Annotated in this window: 15 protein-coding genes; 3 read left to right on the forward strand and 12 right to left on the reverse strand. The window is 70.3% G+C overall.

The window, feature by feature from the left end:
• Positions 1-23: 23 nt before the first annotated feature.
• The 10 genes from VGK78_RS05620 to VGK78_RS05665 form a co-directional block, all read right to left on the reverse strand.
• Entirely contained in the window at positions 24-1,310 is a 1,287-nt protein-coding gene (locus tag VGK78_RS05620; RefSeq protein WP_331526505.1) for a thymidine phosphorylase, read from the reverse strand.
• Positions 1,300-1,713 carry a cytidine deaminase gene (locus VGK78_RS05625; protein WP_331526506.1) on the reverse strand — a complete coding sequence of 138 codons (414 nt, stop codon included), beginning with the start codon at positions 1,711-1,713 and terminating at the stop codon, positions 1,300-1,302. The genes VGK78_RS05620 and VGK78_RS05625 overlap by 11 nt, the downstream gene beginning before the upstream one ends.
• Before the next feature lie 24 nt (positions 1,714-1,737).
• The gene (locus tag VGK78_RS05630; RefSeq protein ID WP_331526507.1) at positions 1,738-3,033 is read right to left on the reverse strand and encodes an ABC transporter permease; all 1,296 of its coding nucleotides are present in this window, start codon (positions 3,031-3,033) and stop codon (positions 1,738-1,740) included.
• Positions 3,030-4,292, reverse strand: coding sequence for an ABC transporter permease (locus VGK78_RS05635; protein ID WP_331526508.1), 1,263 nt, complete (start codon positions 4,290-4,292; stop codon positions 3,030-3,032). The genes VGK78_RS05630 and VGK78_RS05635 overlap by 4 nt, the downstream gene beginning before the upstream one ends.
• A complete protein-coding gene (locus tag VGK78_RS05640; protein WP_331526509.1) occupies positions 4,289-5,803 on the reverse strand; it encodes an ABC transporter ATP-binding protein in 1,515 nt (504 codons plus the stop codon). Before VGK78_RS05640 ends, VGK78_RS05635 begins: the two co-directional genes overlap by 4 nt.
• Before the next feature lie 133 nt (positions 5,804-5,936).
• Complete coding sequence (locus VGK78_RS05645; RefSeq protein ID WP_331526510.1) at positions 5,937-7,043, reverse strand: BMP family ABC transporter substrate-binding protein; 1,107 nt, start codon at positions 7,041-7,043, stop codon at positions 5,937-5,939.
• A 131-nt stretch (positions 7,044-7,174) separates the two neighbouring features.
• The gene (locus VGK78_RS05650; protein ID WP_331526511.1) at positions 7,175-8,356 is read right to left on the reverse strand and encodes an amidohydrolase; all 1,182 of its coding nucleotides are present in this window, start codon (positions 8,354-8,356) and stop codon (positions 7,175-7,177) included.
• A gap of 12 nt (positions 8,357-8,368) precedes the next feature.
• Positions 8,369-9,379, reverse strand: a complete 1,011-nt coding sequence (gene meaB / locus VGK78_RS05655; RefSeq protein WP_331526512.1) for a methylmalonyl Co-A mutase-associated GTPase MeaB — start codon at positions 9,377-9,379, stop codon at positions 8,369-8,371.
• Positions 9,376-11,583 (reverse strand): methylmalonyl-CoA mutase, encoded by a 2,208-nt coding sequence (gene scpA, locus VGK78_RS05660; protein WP_331526513.1) that lies wholly within the window; start codon positions 11,581-11,583, stop codon positions 9,376-9,378. The genes meaB and scpA overlap by 4 nt, the downstream gene beginning before the upstream one ends.
• Positions 11,580-13,334 (reverse strand): methylmalonyl-CoA mutase family protein, encoded by a 1,755-nt coding sequence (locus VGK78_RS05665; protein ID WP_331526514.1) that lies wholly within the window; start codon positions 13,332-13,334, stop codon positions 11,580-11,582. The genes scpA and VGK78_RS05665 overlap by 4 nt, the downstream gene beginning before the upstream one ends.
• A 176-nt stretch (positions 13,335-13,510) precedes the next feature.
• Between VGK78_RS05665 and VGK78_RS05670 the strand changes: the two genes are divergently transcribed.
• The 3 genes from VGK78_RS05670 to VGK78_RS05680 all read left to right on the forward strand — a co-directional run bounded on the left by VGK78_RS05670 (position 13,511) and on the right by VGK78_RS05680 (position 15,737).
• On the forward strand, positions 13,511-13,930 hold the full coding sequence (locus VGK78_RS05670) for a hypothetical protein (protein WP_331526515.1): 420 nt from the start codon (positions 13,511-13,513) through the stop codon (positions 13,928-13,930).
• Positions 13,931-14,028: 98 nt separating this feature from the next.
• A complete protein-coding gene (locus VGK78_RS05675) occupies positions 14,029-14,319 on the forward strand; it encodes a hypothetical protein (RefSeq protein ID WP_331526516.1) in 291 nt (96 codons plus the stop codon).
• A gap of 47 nt (positions 14,320-14,366) precedes the next feature.
• Complete coding sequence (locus VGK78_RS05680; protein WP_331526517.1) at positions 14,367-15,737, forward strand: sugar porter family MFS transporter; 1,371 nt, start codon at positions 14,367-14,369, stop codon at positions 15,735-15,737.
• Between the two features lie 2 nt (positions 15,738-15,739).
• Here VGK78_RS05680 and VGK78_RS05685 read toward each other — a convergent pair whose 3' ends face one another.
• Positions 15,740-16,471 carry a hypothetical protein gene (locus VGK78_RS05685; protein ID WP_331526518.1) on the reverse strand — a complete coding sequence of 244 codons (732 nt, stop codon included), beginning with the start codon at positions 16,469-16,471 and terminating at the stop codon, positions 15,740-15,742.
• An 88-nt stretch (positions 16,472-16,559) separates the two neighbouring features.
• On the reverse strand, positions 16,560-16,971 hold a 412-nt coding region (locus tag VGK78_RS05690), incomplete at its 5' end, for a 4Fe-4S dicluster domain-containing protein (protein WP_331526519.1).

The following is a 16,971-nucleotide window of genomic DNA, read 5'->3' on the forward strand; positions in this document are numbered from 1 at the left end:
GACAGCGGCCCCCCAGGAAGAGGTCAGCCCACCCGCTCGATCACCAACGGCGACGGTGCATGCGAAGCGGCATCGCCGATCTCGTAGCCGCCTTCCAGCGACTCGAGGGCGCGGGGGATGCGGTCGGCGTCGTCGGTGTGCAGCGTGAACAGCGGCTGACCCTCGGTGACCTCGTCGCCCGGCCGCGCGTGCCAGACGACCCCGGCACCGGCCTGGACCGCGTCCTCCTTGCGCGCACGGCCCGCACCGAGACGCCATGCGGCCAGGCCGACCGCGAGGGCGTCGAGCCGGGTGATCGTGCCCGACGACGGCGCCGGCACGACGTGGGTCTCGCGGGCAGTCGGCAGGGGAGCGGACGGATCGCCTCCCTGGGCAGAGATCATGGCGCGCCACACGTCCATGGCCGACCCGTCAGCGAGCTTGTCGGCCGGATCGACGTCGTCCCGTCCGGCCGCGGCGAGCATCTCCCGGGCCAGGGCCAGGGTCAGCTCCACCACGTCGGCCGGCCCGCCGCCGGCGAGGACGTCGACCGACTCCTGCACCTCGACGGCGTTCCCGGCGGTCAGCCCCAGCGGAGTCGACATGTCGGTGAGCAGTGCCACCGTGCTGACGCCGGCGTCCTGCCCCAGCGCCACCATCGTCGTCGCCAGCTCGCGGGCCTCGTCGACGGTGCGCATGAACGCGCCGGTGCCGACCTTCACGTCGAGCACGAGGGCGCCGGTGCCCTCGGCGATCTTCTTCGACATGATCGACGAGGCGATCAGCGGGATCGCGGGCACGGTGCCGGTGACGTCGCGCAGGGCGTAGAGCTTCTTGTCGGCGGGAGCCAGCCCGTCGCCGGCCGCGCACACCACGGCGCCGACGGACTCCAGCTGCGCCAGCAGCTCGTCGTTCGACAGCGCGGCGCGCCACCCCGGGACGGACTCGAGCTTGTCGAGCGTGCCGCCGGTGTGGCCGAGGCCGCGGCCGCTCAACTGCGGCACGGCGACCCCGCACGCCGCCACCAGCGGCGCCAGGGGGAGGGTGATCTTGTCCCCGACCCCGCCCGTGGAGTGCTTGTCGGCGGTGGGGCGGGACAGGGAGGAGAAGTCCATCCGCTCCCCCGACGCGATCATCGCCGCCGTCCACCGGCCGATCTCGCGTCGGCTCATCCCGTTCAGCAGGATCGCCATCGCCAGCGCCGACATCTGCTCGTCGGCGACCTCGCCGCGCGTGTAGGCGCCCACCACCCAGTCGATCTGGTCGTCCGACAGCTCGCGGCGGTCGCGCTTGGCGGCGATCACCTCGACGGCATCGTGGTCACCGCCCATGGACGGCCTCGAGGTCCTCGGGGCCGAAGGCCTGCGGTAGAACCTCGCTCATCCGGAGAACGCCACGCGGGGTCATGACCTCGAGCTCCGGACCGCCGTTCTCCCAGAGCAGCTGTCGGCATCGGCCGCAGGCCATGATCACCTCGCCCTCACCGTTCACGCACACCAGGTGAGTGAGCCGACCACCACCGGTGGCGTGCAGCGAGCTCACGACGCCGCACTCGGCGCACAGCACCACGCCGTACGCCGCGTTCTCGACGTTGCAGCCCACCACGACCCTGCCGTCGTCGACCGTCGCCGCCGCACCGACGGGGTAGTGGGAGTACGGCGCATAGGCACGACGCGAGACGGCGACGGCCTCGGCACGCAGTGCCTCCCAGTCGAACGAGTCCCTCACGCCCATCCCTTCACGACCAGCCCGTCACCCTCAGCCCTTGACATAGGGTTCGCCGTCGGCTGCGGGCGCCCGCACCTTCCCGACCAGTCCCGCCACCGCCAGGATGGTCGCCAGGTAGGGGAGCATCGCCACGACGTTCGACGGGATCGACGGCGCGTTGATCGACAGCGTCACCTGCAGTGCCGACGCGAACCCGAACAACAGGGCCGCGCCGACGGCGCCCCGGGGGCTCCAGCGTCCGAAGATCACGGCGGCGAGGGCGATGAAGCCCTGGCCCGAGGTGATGTTCTTCTGGAACTGCCCCACCGAGAAGATGAAGTACGAGCCCCCCAGACCGGCGATGGCGCCACCGAGGATCACGTTGCGGTAGCGCATCGCAAGCACCTTGATCCCCACGGTGTCGGCCGCCTTGGGATGCTCGCCGACGGCCCGGGTCCGCAGACCCCACCGCGTGCGGAAGAGCCAGATGTCGACCAGCACGATCAGCACGTAGGTGATGTAGACGAGCACGGTGGTGTCGAACAACAGCGGCCCCACCACCGGGATGTCGCCCAGCAGCGGGATCTTGTGCGGGTCCATCAGGGGCGGCTGGTTGAGCGACTCCGCGTGCGGCTGCATGAAGGCGTCGTAGGCGAAGCCGGTGAGGCCGGCGGCGAAGACGTTCAGCACGACACCGAGCACCACCTGGTTCACGAGGTACCGGATGGCGAACACGGCGAGGATCCATCCCATGAGCGCGCCCGCCAGGGCACCGGACACCAGTCCGGCCGTGGCGCCCACCAGGCTGCCGAGCAGGGCGGCGGCCCAGGCACCGGCGAGCATCTGACCCTCGATGGCGACGTTGATCACCGCGGAGCGCTCGCACATGACGCCCGCGAGCGCGCCCAGGATCAGCGGGACCGCCAGACCGATCGAGCTGGTGAGGAGGCCGACCACGTCCACGAAGGCGAAGGAGCTGGCCGAGGCCAACCAGCAGATGAGAGCGAAGACGAACAACAGGATGCCGACGCCCATGACCACCCCGAACAGCCGGCGGCGCGGTACGACGAGCCAGATCAGACCCAGCAGGATGGTCAGCCCGCCGGCCACGTACGCGACCGGCGCCGCCGGCAGCGTGAAGTGCGGTACGTGCGCAGCACCGGTGGCGCCGAGCTGCAGCTTCGCGTCCTGGTGGTGGTGGCCCTCGAGGCCGAACCGCCATACCGTCAACAGCCCGAGCACGAACAGTGAGATCCCGCCGGACAAACGCTGGGCACGTGAGACGGGTGCCCGGGTCACCGCGTGCTCGACGGTGAGGTCTTCGGGTGTCGTGAGTTCGATGGTCATCCGTTCCACCCCTTCGCCAGCTCGCCGGCGACGCCCGAGGTGGAGCCCTTCAACCGGTAGATCGCTCGGACCAGCATCGGCGCCGCGATGAACAGCACGATCAGTGACTGGATCACCTGCACGAGGTCGATCGGAGTCCCCGTCGCCGACTGCAGCTGGGTGCCGCCCGCGTGCAGGGCGCCGAAGAGCACACCCGCGGCCACGATGCCCTTGGCGTTGGCACGGCCGAGCAGGGCGACGGTGATCGCGTCGAAGCCGATCCCCGCGTCGATGTCACCGGTGATCTGGCTGTTGGTGCCGAGGATCTGGCTGACCCCGGCGAGTCCGCACAGTGCACCGGCGAGCACCATCACCGTGATGTAGCTGCCCTCGACGTTCATCCCGGCGGTACGAGACGCGAACTGGTTCGCACCGACCGCCCGGAGGCGGAACCCGAGCGTGCTCTTCGTGAGCAGCCAGTGGACGAACCACGCTGCCAGCAGGGCCAGGATCAGGCCGGCGTGCACGCGGACGCTGCTCCCGAGCAGCGGGGGCAGCTGGGCGCTCTTGTGGACCTGGTTGGAGATCGCCTGGCCGTACGGCGGGGCCTGGAACCCCTTGACCGACAGCAGATACGCCAGGAGGTACACCGCGACGTAGTTGAGCATGATCGTCGTGATCACCTCATGGGCACCGGTCTTCGCCTTGAGGAAGCCGGCCAGTCCGCCCCAGACGGCACCGCCGAGGATGCCGGCGATGATGCCGAGCAGCAGGTGGAGACCGGGGGGCAGGTCGTAGTGGAACCCGACGAAGCCGGCGCAGATCGCGCCGGCGATCACCTGACCCTGTCCGCCGATGTTGAACAGACCCGCGCGGAACGCCAACCCCACCGACAGCCCGCCGAGGATCAACGGTGTGGCGTTGGTCAGGGTCTCGGAGATCGGGCCGACGTATCCGGCCCACGTGCCCTTGGATGCCGTGTGTGGGTTGAAGATCGCGCCCTGGAACAGCGCGACGTACCCGTGCCAGATGGCGGCGAACCCGTAGCGGAAGGTGTCCCACGGATACTGGAAGAAGTAGTGCGACGCGTCCTGGGTCCTCGGGTCGGCGACTGCGATCAGCAGGCCGCCGAGGATCATCGCGGTCACGAAGGCAAGGAGTGTCACGACCAGGGAGTTGGCGCGGGCGTAGCGTGCCCAGAACCCGTGCGGCTCCGGTTCGTCGCGGTGAGCCAGCGCCGCCTGGGGGTCGGCCGCGGGGTCGGCGGTCTGCTCGCTCACGACGCCTCCTCCTGCTCCTGAGCCTGCCCCGCCATCAGCAACCCGATCGCCTCGGGATCGGCGCTGCCCGACGTCTCGCCGATGATCTTCCCCCGGTACATGACGCCGATCCGGTCGGCGAGCCCGAGCACCTCGTCGAGCTCGGTGGAGACCACGATCACTGCGGCCCCGTTGTCGCGCTCGGCCACGATCCGGCGATGGACGAACTCCATCGACCCGACATCGAGTCCGCGCGTGGGCTGGGCGACGACTAGGACCTTGAGCGGACGGGACAGCTCGCGCGCGAGGACGACCTTCTGCTGGTTCCCGCCTGAGAGGGTGGACGCCGGATGTTCGATGGACGACGTCCGGACATCGAACTCGGAGATCCGCTCGTCGGCGTTCGTGGCGATGCGACCGAGGTCGAGCGAGATGCCGTTGGAGAAGGGCTCCCGGTCGTAGAGGTCCAGAACCAGGTTCTCCGCGACCGAGAAGCTGCTCACGAGGCCGTCGTGGAGCCGGTCCTCGGGGACATAGCCGACACCGAGCCCGAGGATGTCGTCGATCTTGGCGCGGGTGACGTCGCGGCCGTCGATGAGGACCTTCCCGGACTCGATCTTCTCCAGGCCGACCAGCGCCTCGGTGAGCTCGGTCTGGCCGTTGCCCTGGACACCGGCGAGCGCGTAGATCTCACCCGCGCGCACCACGAAGCTCACGCCGTCGACGGTCACCTGGCCGGCCTGGTCCACGATGCGGAGCTCCTCGACCCGGACGACGTCGGCCCCGGGCCTCGAGACCTCCTTGTCGATCTCCAGCTGGACGGGTCGCCCGACCATCATCGAGGCCAGCTCCGCTGATGACGCCGTGGGCTTGGCCTCCCCGACGACCTTGCCGCGGCGGATCACGGTGATGCGGTCGGCCACGGCGCGAACCTCGCGGAGCTTGTGGGTGATGAAGACGATGGAGGTGCCGCTCTCCTTGAGGGATCGCATGATCTCCATCAGGTCGTCGGTCTCCTGGGGGGTGAGCACGGCAGTCGGCTCGTCGAGGATCAGGATCTGCGCGTGCCGGATCAGCGCCTTGATGATCTCCACACGCTGCTGGACGCCGACCGGCAGGTCCTGGACCAGGGCGTCGACGGGCACCTGGAGTCCGTAGCGCTCGGAGACCTCCCGCACCTCGCGGCGAGCGGCTCGCCGGTTGAGGAACCCGAGCCTGGTGCGCTCGTGGCCGAGCTCGACGTTCTCGGCCACGGTGAACACCGGAATCAGCATGAAGTGCTGATGCACCATGCCGATCCCCGCGCGCATCGCGTCTCCGGGACCGGAGAAGGTGACCGGCTCGTCGTCGACGAGGATCTCGCCCGCGTCGGGCTGGTAGAGCCCGTATAGCACGTTCATCAGCGTGCTCTTGCCGGCCCCGTTCTCCCCGAGCAGCGCGTGGATCTCGCCGGGTTCGACCACGAGGTCGATGGCGTCATTGGCGACCAGGTCGCCGAAGCGCTTGGTGATGCCGCGAAGCTCGAGCTTCACTGATGGACCTCCCTCTTCGGCCCGGACCCGCCTGTTCGCGCCGCCCACATCATGGCGCACGCATCCGGAGATACCGAGAGGGGAGCACCGGCAGCGCCGGTGCTCCCCCCGCGGCTAGCTCAGTGACCCGGCCCTACTGCGGCTGGCTCGGCGAGGTGATCTTGATCTTGCCGGAGATGATGTCCTGCTGGACCTGGTCGAGCGCGCTCTTCAGGGCGGACGGCACCGTGCTGTCCCAGTCGTGGAACGGAGCCAGGCCCGTGCCGTCGTTCTCCAGGGTGCCGATGTAGTTGCCCTTCGGGAAGGTGCCGGAAGCGGCCTTCTCGACGTACTCCGTCACCGAGTCGGTGAGGTTCTTGGTGACCGAGGTGATGAAGTACTTGCAGTAGTTCGACACGCTCTCGCAGCCGTCGGTGTCGACCCAGATCACGTTCAGCTTGCCCCCGGATGCGGCTGCCGCCGCGGCCGAGCCGACACCCGTGCCACCCGCAACGGGGAAGACGATGTCGGCGCCCTGCTGCTGGAACTGCTGGGTGATCTGCTTGCCCTTGTTGGCGTCGGTGAAGGAGTTGGCGAAGGTGCCACCCTTCTGGTTGGTCTCGTCCCAGCCGAGGACCTGGACGTTCGTACCCTTCTGCTTGTTGTAGTACTGCACGCCCTCCCAGAAGCCGTCCATGTAGATGGTCACCGGCGGGATGTTCAAACCGCCGTACGTCGCCACCTTGCCGGTCTTCGACATGCCCGCGGCGAGGTAGCCGCCGAGGAAGCCGCCCTGGGCGGTGTTGTACTGCAGGCCGTAGACGTTCTTGAGCCCCTGGTTGCTGCTGTCGATCTCCGCGTAGTGCTGGCTGGGGTTCTTCTTGGCGATCTTCGCGACCGCCTGGTACATCAAGCCGCCGACCGCGATCACCGTGTCGCAGCCCTTGTTGGTCTCGGCGGTGAGGTTCGGCGTGTAGTCGTTCTGGGAGCCGGACGGGACGTAGGAGACGCTGATGTTCGAGTTGGCTGCCTTCGCGGCCGTCATGCCCGCCCACGAGGACTGGTTGAACGACTTGTCGTCCACGCCGCCGGTGTCGAGGACCATGCATGCCTTGAGGCTGCCGGTCGACGTACCACCGGAGCTGGTCTGACCGGAGCTGCTCGGCTCGTCGGTGGCGTTGCTGGAGCTCGGCTTACCGCAGCCGGCGATCAGCAGGCTGGCCGCCCCGAGCGCGATCACGATCTTGAGTGGGTGGCGCAAGTGGATCTCCTCGTTCGTCCCGCACCTCGGGTCGGCGCGGATTCGGGGGTCACCCTAACGGCGGGTACCCCCCTACGTCATCAACCGGAGGGCCTGTCATCGACTTGTGACGTTCGGCCCCTTGTCTAGTGCTAGATGGCCCCGAGGGCCACCCCGGCGAGCACCTTGGCGCCGATCGCCGTGGCGCGCTCGTCGACGCGCAGGTTCCCCTGATGGATGTCGTACGTCGGGCCACCCGGCTGGCGGGTCCCGAGCCGTCCCATCGCGCCCGAGACCCGGGTCAGGTACCACGCGAAGTCCTCGCCCCCCAGGCTCTGCGACGTGGGGGCCCGACCGGCGGTGCCGAGCACCTCGTCGACCGCTCGGCCGAGCAGCGCGACCGAGGCCGCGTCGTTGACCACCGGCGGGACCCCGCGCTGGTAGTCGACGTCGGCACGGACGCCGTACGGCGCGACGATCTCGGCGACGTGCCGCCGGATGCGCTCCTCCATGTCGCTCCAGGCGACCGCGTCGAGCATCCGCACCGTGCCGGCCAGGGTGCCGGAGTCGGGGATCACATTGACCGCGCGGCCGGCCCCGAGGCGCCCCCACACGAGGCTGACGCCGACGCGCGGGTCCAGCCGCCTCGAGAGCACCGAAGGCAGCTCGGTGACGATCTTGGCGAGGGCGAACGTCAGGTCCTCGGTCAGGTGCGGGCGGCTGGTGTGACCGCCACTCCCGGACAGCCTGATCTCGAGGGAGTCGGCCGCGCCGGTGACCGGGCCCTCGCGCAGCCCGACGTGCCCGACGTCGATCGTCGGGTCGCAGTGCAGGCAGAAGATCCGGGTGACGTCGTCGAGGGCGCCGATTTCCATCAGCCGGGCGGCGCCACCCGGCATGACCTCCTCGGCCGGCTGGAACAGCAGCCGCACCCGTCCCGGCAGCCGCCCGGCGGCGTGCACCTCGGCCAGCGCGAGTCCCGCCCCGAGCAGCGCCGTGGTGTGGACGTCGTGACCGCAGGCATGGGCGACGCCGGGCACCTGGCTGCGCCACGGATCCGGTGTCGTGTCGTTGACGGGCAGCGCGTCCAGGTCGGCGCGCAGCGCGACCCGGGGGCCGTCGCCGTCTCCGAGGTCGGCGATCAGGCCCGACTCGCCGGTGCGGGTCAGGCGCCATCCGACCTCGTCGAGGTGGTGGCAGACCAGGTCGGTGGTACGGCTCTCGCGCCAGGAGAGCTCCGGGTGGGCGTGCAGGTCGCGTCGCAGGTCGACGAGGTCGTCTTCGCGCTTGTCGAGCACGGTCTCGACGATCGCGAGCGCCTCTTCCCTGGACATGTCGGTCCGAGGTTAGTTCACGCCCGGCCCGGGCCCCGCATCGTCACGGTCGTCGTACGCCGCGAGGATGCGGTCGGCTGCCTCGACCGCCGGCAGCTCCCCCCGCAGCACGAGCTCGCGTACGCCGGAGCGCACCCGGCGCACCGGCCCCGAGCGGCGCAGCCGCTGCTCGAGCTCGTCGCGCACCAGTGCCCAGGCGAAGTCGAGCTGCTGGTGGGCCCGCTTCTCGGCCAGCCCGTCGGCACCGAGGTGCTCACGGTGGTCGACGACGCGCTGCCACACGTCGTCGACTCCGGCCCCGGTCAGGCCGGAACAGGTGACGACCGCCGGAGCCCGGTCGCGCCCGTGCACCATCCGCAGCGCCCCGCCGAGCTCGCGGGCAGCGGCCCGAGCCTCCGCCTCCCGGTCACCGTCGGCCTTGTTGACCGCGATCACGTCGGCGAGCTCGAGGATGCCGCGCTTGATCCCCTGCAGCTGGTCGCCAGTACGCGCCAGGGTCAGGAAGAGAAAGGTGTCGACCATGCCGGCCACCGTGGTCTCCGACTGGCCGACCCCGACGGTCTCGACCAGCACCACGTCGTACGCCGCCGCCTCGAGCACCAGCATCGCCTGGCTGGTGGCTCGGGCGACCCCGCCGAGGGTGCCGGCGCTGGGACTCGCCCGGATGTAGGCGTGCTCGTCCGCGGCGAGGTCGGGCATGCGCGTCTTGTCGCCGAGCACGGACCCGCCGGTACGGCGACTGCTGGGGTCGACCGCGAGCACGCCGACCCGGTGGCCCGACCGGGTGAGCCGGCCGCCCAGAGCCTCGATGAAGGTCGACTTCCCGACTCCGGGCACCCCCGAGATCCCGACCCGCACCGACAGCTCGGCCCTCGGTGGTCGAGCGGAGTCGAGACCACTCAGCAGCTCGCGTGCGAGCGCGCGGTGTCCCGGCTTGCTGGACTCGACCAGCGTGATCGCGCGGCTGACCGCCGCGCGGCGACCCTCCCGCACCCCTTGGACAAGGTCGTCGACCTCGGTCATCGGCTGTCGAGCTGCTCGCGCAGGCGGGCCAGCAGGTCGAGCGCCGAGCGCGCGATCACGGTGCCGGGCAGGAACACGGCGGCCGCGCCCATCTCCTCGAGGGTCCTCACGTCCGCCGGCGGGATCACCCCGCCGACCACCACCATGATGTCGTCGCGGCCGTGCTCGGCCAGCGCCTTCTTCAGCGCCGGCACCAGGGTCAGGTGGCCGGCCGCGAGGCTGCTCACCCCGACGATGTGCACGTCGGCGTCGACCGCCTGCTGGGCGACCTCCTCGGGCGTGGAGAACAGCGGCCCGACGTCGACGTCGAAGCCCATGTCGGCGAACGCGCTGACGATCACCTTCTGCCCGCGGTCGTGGCCGTCCTGGCCCATCTTCGCGATCAGGATCCGCGGGCGGCGACCCTCGGCCTCCTCGAACGCCGCGGTCGCGTCCAGGACCTCCTCGACCAGGCCACCGCCGGCCGAGTCGGACTCGTCCCTGAACACACCGGAGATGGTACGGATCTGCGCCCGGTGGCGGCCCCACACCTGCTCCAGGGCTCCGCTGATCTCGCCGACGGTCGCCTTGGCGCGCGCCGCGTCGACGGCCGCGGCCAGCAGGTTCCCGTTCCCCTCGTCCGACGCCGTGGCGGCGAGCACCTCGAGCGACCGCCGTACCTCCTCGTCGTCGCGCTCGGCCCGGAGCTGCTCGAGCTTGGCCACCTGCTGCCGGTAGACCTCGTCGTTGTCCACCTTCAGTACGTCGAGCGGCGCTGCATCGGCACCGTCGTCGACCCGGTAGGTGTTCACGCCGATCACGGCCTGGGCCCCGGAGTCGATCCGTGCCTGGGTGCGCGCCGCGGCCTCCTCGATCCGAAGCTTCGGGATGCCCTCCTCGATCGCGCGCGCCATGCCGCCGGCGCGCTCGACCTCCTGGATGTGGGCCCACGCGCGCTCGGCGAGGTCGTGGGTGAGCCGTTCGACGTAGTAGCTGCCGGCCCACGGGTCGATGGTCCAGGTGGTGCCGCTCTCCTGCTGGAGCAGCAGCTGGGTGTTCCGGGCGACCCGGGCGCTGAAGTCGCTGGGCAGCGCGATCGCCTCGTCGAGGGCGTTGGTGTGCAGGCTCTGGGTGTGACCCTGGGTCGCCGCCATCGCCTCGATGCAGGTGCGGGCGACGTTGTTGAAGGCGTCCTGGGCGGTCAGGCTCCAGCCGCTGGTCTGGCAGTGCGTGCGCAGGCTCAGGCTCTTCGGGTCCCGCGCCCGGAAGTCGCGCACCAGCCGCGCCCACAGCGCGCGGGCCGCGCGCATCTTGGCGACCTCCATGAAGAAGTTCATCCCGATGGCCCAGAAGAAGCTGAGCCGCGGCGCGAACCGGTCGACGTCGAGACCGGCGGCGACGCCGGTGCGGAGGTACTCCACTCCGTCGGCCAGTGTGTAGGCCAGCTCCAGGTCGGCGGTCGCTCCCGCCTCCTGCATGTGGTAGCCGGAGATCGAGATCGAGTTGAACCTCGGCATGTGCTCGGCGGTGTAGCTGAAGATGTCGCCGACGATCCGCATGCTCGGACCGGGCGGGTAGATGTAGGTGTTGCGGACCATGAACTCCTTGAGGATGTCGTTCTGGATGGTCCCCGACAGCTGCTCCGGCTTGACCCCCTGCTCCTCCGCGGCCGCGATGTACAGCGCCATCACCGGCAGCACCGCGCCGTTCATGGTCATGCTCACCGACATCCGGTCCAACGGGATGCCGTCGAAGAGCGTGCGCGCGTCGTAGATCGAGTCGATGGCCACGCCGGCCATGCCCACGTCACCGCGGACCCGCGGGTGGTCGGAGTCGTAGCCGCGGTGGGTCGCGAGGTCGAAGGCGACGCTCAACCCCTTCTGGCCGGCCGCGAGGTTGCGCCGGTAGAACGCGTTGGACTCCTCGGCGGTCGAGAACCCGGCGTACTGCCGGATGGTCCACGGCTGGGTGGTGTACATCGTCGGGTAGGGCCCGCGCAGGTACGGCGGAAAGCCCGGCCAGGTGGCCAGCGCGTCGAGGCCTTCGAGGTCGGCCCGCGTGTAGAGGGGCTTGATCTCGATCCCCTCGGGACTGTGCCACCCCTCCGGTGGTCCAGGAGCGAGCCCTGCGCCGTTCTCCGGTGGTCGAGGAGCGAGCTCTGCGAGCGTCTCGAAACCACCCTCCGACGCCAGTGGCAGGTCCGCAAAGCTCTCCGGCACGCTCATCGCAGCGCCTCGCGGGTCCGCGTCAGGAACTCGACGGCGTCGACCCCCGCCGCGCACGAGTCGTCGGCCCAGGCCGGAGCGTCGGTGACCACCACGATCACCCGCGTCGCGCCGGCGCCGCGCAGCGCCTCCGCCGCATCGCGACCCCACGCGTCGTACGCCGTGTCGGAGCCGGCCAGACACACGACCCGTTGGCCCTGGTAGGCCGTCACCACGTCCTCGACCCCTTCGGTGGCGCCGGCGACATCGACCGGGATCCCGCCCGCGGCGAGCAGGTTCGCCGCGAAGCTCGCCCGGGCCGTGTGCTGGGCCACCGGACCGAGGGTGGCCAGGAAGACATGCTGCGCGGGTGGGTCGGCACGGAGGGCCTCGAACGCCGCGCCCCAGCGTCGTACCTGGTCGGGACGGCCCACACGCTCGGGCAGGGTCTCCCCGAGGTGCGGGAACTCGCTGAGGCCGGTGATCGGCTTCGCCCGGGTGGCGACGTCGCGCGCCCGGGTCGCGGCCACGCCCTCGACGCGTCCCAGGAACGAGCCGTCCTCGAGCGCGGCGCCGATCCCACCGACCCCTTCGATCCGCTGGAGCTCGGCCCAGGCGGCGGTCGCCAGGTCGTCGGTGAGCTTCTCGACGGCGTACGCGCCGCCGGCTGGGTCGGTGACGGCACCGACGTGCGACTCGGCGAGGAGGAGCGAGGAGACGTTGCGCGCGATCCGCCGGCCGAAGGCGTCGGGCTCACCGAGGGGGCTGTCGAAGGGGACCACGGTCACGGCCTCGGCCCCACCCACACCGGCCGCGAACGCCGCGACGGTGCCGCGCAGCATGTTCACCCACGGGTCGTAGGCGCTCAGCATCGCCCGGCTCGTGACCGCGTGCTGCCGCTGCTCGCCGGAGGCGCCGCTGAGGCCGAGCAGCCGCGCCCAGCAACGCCGCGCGGCTCGCAGCTTGGCGATGGTCGGGAACTGCTCGTCGGTGGCGGCGTACCGGAACTCCAGCAGCCCCGCGGCCTCGTCGACGGTCATCCCGGCGGCCGTCAGCATCCGGAGGTACGTCGCGCCCGCGGCCAGGCTGTACCCGACCTCCTGCGCGTCGGAGGCGCCGAGGTCGTGCGCCGAGGTGGCGTCGACGACCACACCGCGCACGCCGTGCTCGAGCGCCAGCCGCGCGATCTCGACCATCCCCTCGTCGCTGCCGGAGTGACTGTCGCCTCGAACCCGGGTCCCCAGCGGGTCGGCGCCGAGGTTGGAGTCGGGATGCAGGCGGATGCCCCGCTCGGCGGCGATCTCGAGCAGCCGGCGTGCCGTCGAGGGGGTGCCGTTCTCGAGGACCACCGGGGCCAGGTCGAGCATCACCCCCTCGAGCTGGTCCGCGAGACGTCCCGAGACCAGCCACAGCGACGTCGCGCCGTTCTCCAGGTCCGGCAGCGCCGTGCCGTCGGGCTCGTGCAGCGGGACCCGGATGTCCCAGTCGCCCGTGCGCGTCGGACGCCCGGAGGTCACGAGGTCGTCGAGGAGGTCCGGGGTCCCGAGCGGCGGCACGGGGATCCCGTCGTACGTCGTGCGCGTCAGCGCTGCCCAGACGGCGTCGTCGGAGTCGTCGTCGGTGAGCCGCCCGCCCTTGCGGAGCACCGCGGCCGCGGCCTTCTCCCAGTCGGCCCGGGTGGCGTCGTCCTCGGGTGCGGCGAGGCGGAGCGCACCCTGCTCGGGCTGCAGCTCCTCGGGCTCCTCGAGCCCGCCGGCCACCTCGTCGGTCATGCCAGCAAGGTTAGGAGTGGGCGATCCGCGTCAGCCACGCGGTGTGAGGTTTTCGACTGCCGGCCGACGGTCCGGCCGAGCCGGGAGCGATCTCTAACTGACAAAACTCTTGACGATAGACCGTGCCAGGGTTTCTAATAGAGATCACAATGTCAGTTAGAAAGGAACCCGCGGTCATGGCCTCCTCGACCGTCCCCACCTCCCCGTCCGTCCGCGCCGACGCCGGCCGCGCCGGGCAGGAGGCCTTCCTGATCCTGCGCACCGCGTTCACCGTCGCGCCGATCCTGTTCGGCCTCGACAAGTTCGCGAACGTGATGACCGACTGGTCGAAGTACCTGGCCGGCCCGTTCAACGACCTGGTTCCCGGCACCGCCCACCAGGCGATGCTGGCGGTCGGCGTGATCGAGGTCGTCGCGGGCCTCCTCGTCGCCTGGCGGCCCAGGATCGGCTCGTACGTCGTGGCCCTCTGGCTGGCGGGCATCATCGTGGACCTCCTCGTGCTCGGCGGGTACGGCGACGTCGCCCTGCGCGACTTCGGGCTCCTGCTCGCCGCCCTCGCCCTGGCCCGCCTCGCCCCTGCGTACTCCCCCCGCTGACCCTCCCGTATCGCTCGTCCCCCCATCCCCTGCCCGGACCCGGTCCCGACGCGCCTGCCGCGTTGCGGCCGGGTCCGCTGGCACCATCGAGGCTTGTGATGGTGATGGGGCTCGGTCACGTCCTCGGGTCCGACGGGCGCGAGTGGTACAACGTCTGGTCCGGGGTCGGGGCGGACCTCGGCCAGCTGGCCCTGTTCGGCGCCGTGTTCGGCCTCTACCGCAAGCACCGGTGCCACGTGACGCGGTGCTGGCGGCTCGCCAAGCAGCCGGTCGAGGGGACCTCCTGGTACGTCTGCCATCACCACCACCCCGACGGGAAGCCCACCCACGCCGACGTGCTGCGCGCCGTCGCCGACCACCGTTCGGGCGACCCCGCCTCGCGGCACTGATACATGCGGCTGCGCATGTAGTTCTCGGGCAGGGGTACCGATCCGGTATGTCCACCACCTTCGTCAAGGAGATGCGGTCGAGCGGCAACGGCCTCCTGGTCCGGATCTCGGTCATCGCAGCCATCGGCGGTCTGCTCTTCGGCTACGACACCGGAGTCATCTCGGGTGCGCTGCTGTTCATCAAGTCGGACCTGAACGCCAACACGTTCGAGCAGCAGGCGATCGTCGCCGTCCTGCTCCTCGGTGCGATGTTCGGCGCGTTGATCTCGGCGTACATCGCCGACAAACTGAGCCGCAAGTGGACCAAGGTGATCTCGGGCAGCGTCTACGTGATCGGTGCGCTCGGCTGCGCCTTCTCGGTGAACGCCGAGATGCTGATCGGGTTCCGCTTCCTGTTGGGGCTCTCGGTCGGGACGGCCTCGTTCGTGGCGCCGCTGTACATCTCCGAGGTGTCGCCCCCTCGGGTGCGCGGCGGGCTGGTGTCCTTCAACCAGCTGGCGATCACCACGGGCATCCTGGTCGCCTACATCGTGAACTTCGCGCTCAAGGGCGTCACCGACGAGTGGCGCTGGATGCTCGGCGTGGCCGCGATCCCCGGCGCCGTGCTGGCGGTCGGCATGCTGACCGTCCCGCACACCCCGCGCTGGCTGGCGATGCAGGGCCGCGAGGACGAGGCGCGCGACGTCCTGGAGGACCTGCGCGAGAACGACGACGACACCGACGTCGACGACGAGCTGAAGGACATCGAGGAGGAGAACGAACGGGAGAAGAAGACCCGCTTCGGTGAGCTCTTCACCGGGCGCCTACGGCCGATGCTGCTGGTCGGCCTCGTGCTGGCGATCGCCCAGCAGTTCGTCGGGGTGAACACGGTGATCTACTACGCGCCCACGATCCTGTCCGACACGGGCCTCGGCAACGCCGCGGCGCTGGCGCAGACCGTGGCGGTCGGGGTCACCAACGTGGTCTTCACGATCATCGCGGTGCTGCTGCTCGACCGACTGGGACGCCGAGTCCTGCTGATCACGGGCACCATCGGACTGCTGGTCGCCCTGGTCGTCCTGGGCATCTACTTCTCGTCGACGACCCTGCAGGACAGCTACGGCTGGGTGGCGCTGGCGGGCCTGCTGCTGTTCATCGCCAGCTTCGCGGTCGGACTCGGCCCGGTCTTCTGGTTGATGATCTCGGAGATCTTCCCGATCGGCATGCGGAGCAAGGCCATGGCGATCTGCACGATCGCCAACTGGGGCGCGAACTTCCTGGTGGCCCAGACCTTCTTGAGCCTGAGCAACGCGATCAGCCGGGAAGGCGTGTTCTTCCTGTACGCCGCTCTCGCGGTGCTGTCGATCGCCTTCTTCTCCTGGAAGGTGCCGGAGACCAAGGGCAAGCCGCTGGAGGAGATCCAGCAGGAGGTCGCCTGAGGCTAGTCGGCGGGCATGCCGTAGTGGTGGACGAGCGCGTCGTCGACCAGGTCGCGCACCCGCCGACCGGTGGCGGCGCTCTCGGCCTCGAGCCGGGCCGCCAGTGCCGGTGACAGAGTGACCGTCAGCGAGCGGTCGCCCCGGCCGAAGACGCCGACCGCGATCGTGACCAGCGTCCCGAGCACGTCGAGGATGCCGACGACCCCGAGGCCCCGGAGGAAGCTGTCCGAGGCGTCGTTTCCGGTGATCATCGAGCTCACCATGACCGCGACGACCAGGGCCAGACCCACCGTGCCCCACATCAGCGGCGCGAGGGAGCGCCGCGCGCCGGCGAGCCCGAGGACCAGACAGATCTGCGCCAGCGTGAGCGACGCGGTGACCGCGACCCCGAAGGTGTGGTAGAGGTTCTCGATCAGGTCGTCGGACCCACCCCACACCATCAGCAGGCCGAGTCCGGCGGTGCCGAGGGCGACCAGGAAGCCGACCACGCCCACCGGCTCGAAGCGGCGGCCGACGACCGCGAGGCAGCACAGCGTCACGACGCTGGCACAGCCGACCACGACAGTGGTGAGCAGTACCCGCACGCTGGTCTCGCCGAGGTCGCCGGCGCCCAGCAGGGCCGCGATCCCCATCAGGGCCGCGATGCTGAACGACGAGATCGTCACCGCCAGCACGGCGCGTCGTACGTCGGTCTTGGTCGTCCCGGTGCTCGTGACTCGGTCACCTGTGTTCATGCCCACCATCGTCGAGTGGGACGTCACAGCCGCGCGTGAGTACGCGGGCCCAGACCGGACAGGTTTTACCCGGGGGACGGCTCGGCGGTCAGAGCTCCGCGCGGGAGTCGCGGTCCTTGTCGCGGATGCCGATCTTGTTGCCGAGCCACACCAGCGGGTCGTAGGTGCGGTCGACCACGCGCTCCTTCATCGGGATGATCGCGTTGTCGGTGATGTGGATGTTCTCGGGGCAGACCTCGGTACAGCACTTGGTGATGTTGCAGTAGCCGAGCCCGGCCTGCTCGCGAGTGACCTTGCGCCGGTCGACGGTGTCGAGCGGGTGCATGTCGAGCTCGGCGTACCGCAGGAAGAAGCGTGGCCCGGCGAAGGCCGGCTTGTTGTCGTCGTGGTCACGGATGACGTGGCAGGTGTTCTGGCACAGGAAGCACTCGATGCACTTGCGGAACTCCTGGCCGCGCTCGACGTCCTCCTGCATCATCCGGCGCTTGCCGTCGGCGTCG

This window comes from Nocardioides sp., from assembly GCF_036503465.1.
Taxonomy (GTDB): domain Bacteria; phylum Actinomycetota; class Actinomycetes; order Propionibacteriales; family Nocardioidaceae; genus Nocardioides.

Excerpts from the sequence above, each read along its gene's own strand:
- VGK78_RS05675 (WP_331526516.1), top strand. The coding sequence starts at position 14,029 with ATGGTGATGGGGCTCGGTCACGTCCTCGGGTCCGACGGGCGCGAGTGG.
- VGK78_RS05620 (WP_331526505.1), bottom strand. The coding sequence starts at position 1,310 with ATGGGCGGTGACCACGATGCCGTCGAGGTGATCGCCGCCAAGCGCGAC.
- VGK78_RS05665 (WP_331526514.1), bottom strand. The coding sequence starts at position 13,334 with ATGACCGACGAGGTGGCCGGCGGGCTCGAGGAGCCCGAGGAGCTGCAG.
- meaB (WP_331526512.1), bottom strand. The coding sequence starts at position 9,379 with ATGACCGAGGTCGACGACCTTGTCCAAGGGGTGCGGGAGGGTCGCCGC.
- VGK78_RS05685 (WP_331526518.1), bottom strand. The coding sequence starts at position 16,471 with ATGAACACAGGTGACCGAGTCACGAGCACCGGGACGACCAAGACCGAC.
- VGK78_RS05670 (WP_331526515.1), top strand. The coding sequence starts at position 13,511 with ATGGCCTCCTCGACCGTCCCCACCTCCCCGTCCGTCCGCGCCGACGCC.
- scpA (WP_331526513.1), bottom strand. The coding sequence starts at position 11,583 with ATGAGCGTGCCGGAGAGCTTTGCGGACCTGCCACTGGCGTCGGAGGGT.
- VGK78_RS05625 (WP_331526506.1), bottom strand. The coding sequence starts at position 1,713 with ATGGGCGTGAGGGACTCGTTCGACTGGGAGGCACTGCGTGCCGAGGCC.
- VGK78_RS05680 (WP_331526517.1), top strand. The coding sequence starts at position 14,367 with ATGTCCACCACCTTCGTCAAGGAGATGCGGTCGAGCGGCAACGGCCTC.
- VGK78_RS05650 (WP_331526511.1), bottom strand. The coding sequence starts at position 8,356 with ATGTCCAGGGAAGAGGCGCTCGCGATCGTCGAGACCGTGCTCGACAAG.
- VGK78_RS05630 (WP_331526507.1), bottom strand. The coding sequence starts at position 3,033 with ATGACCATCGAACTCACGACACCCGAAGACCTCACCGTCGAGCACGCG.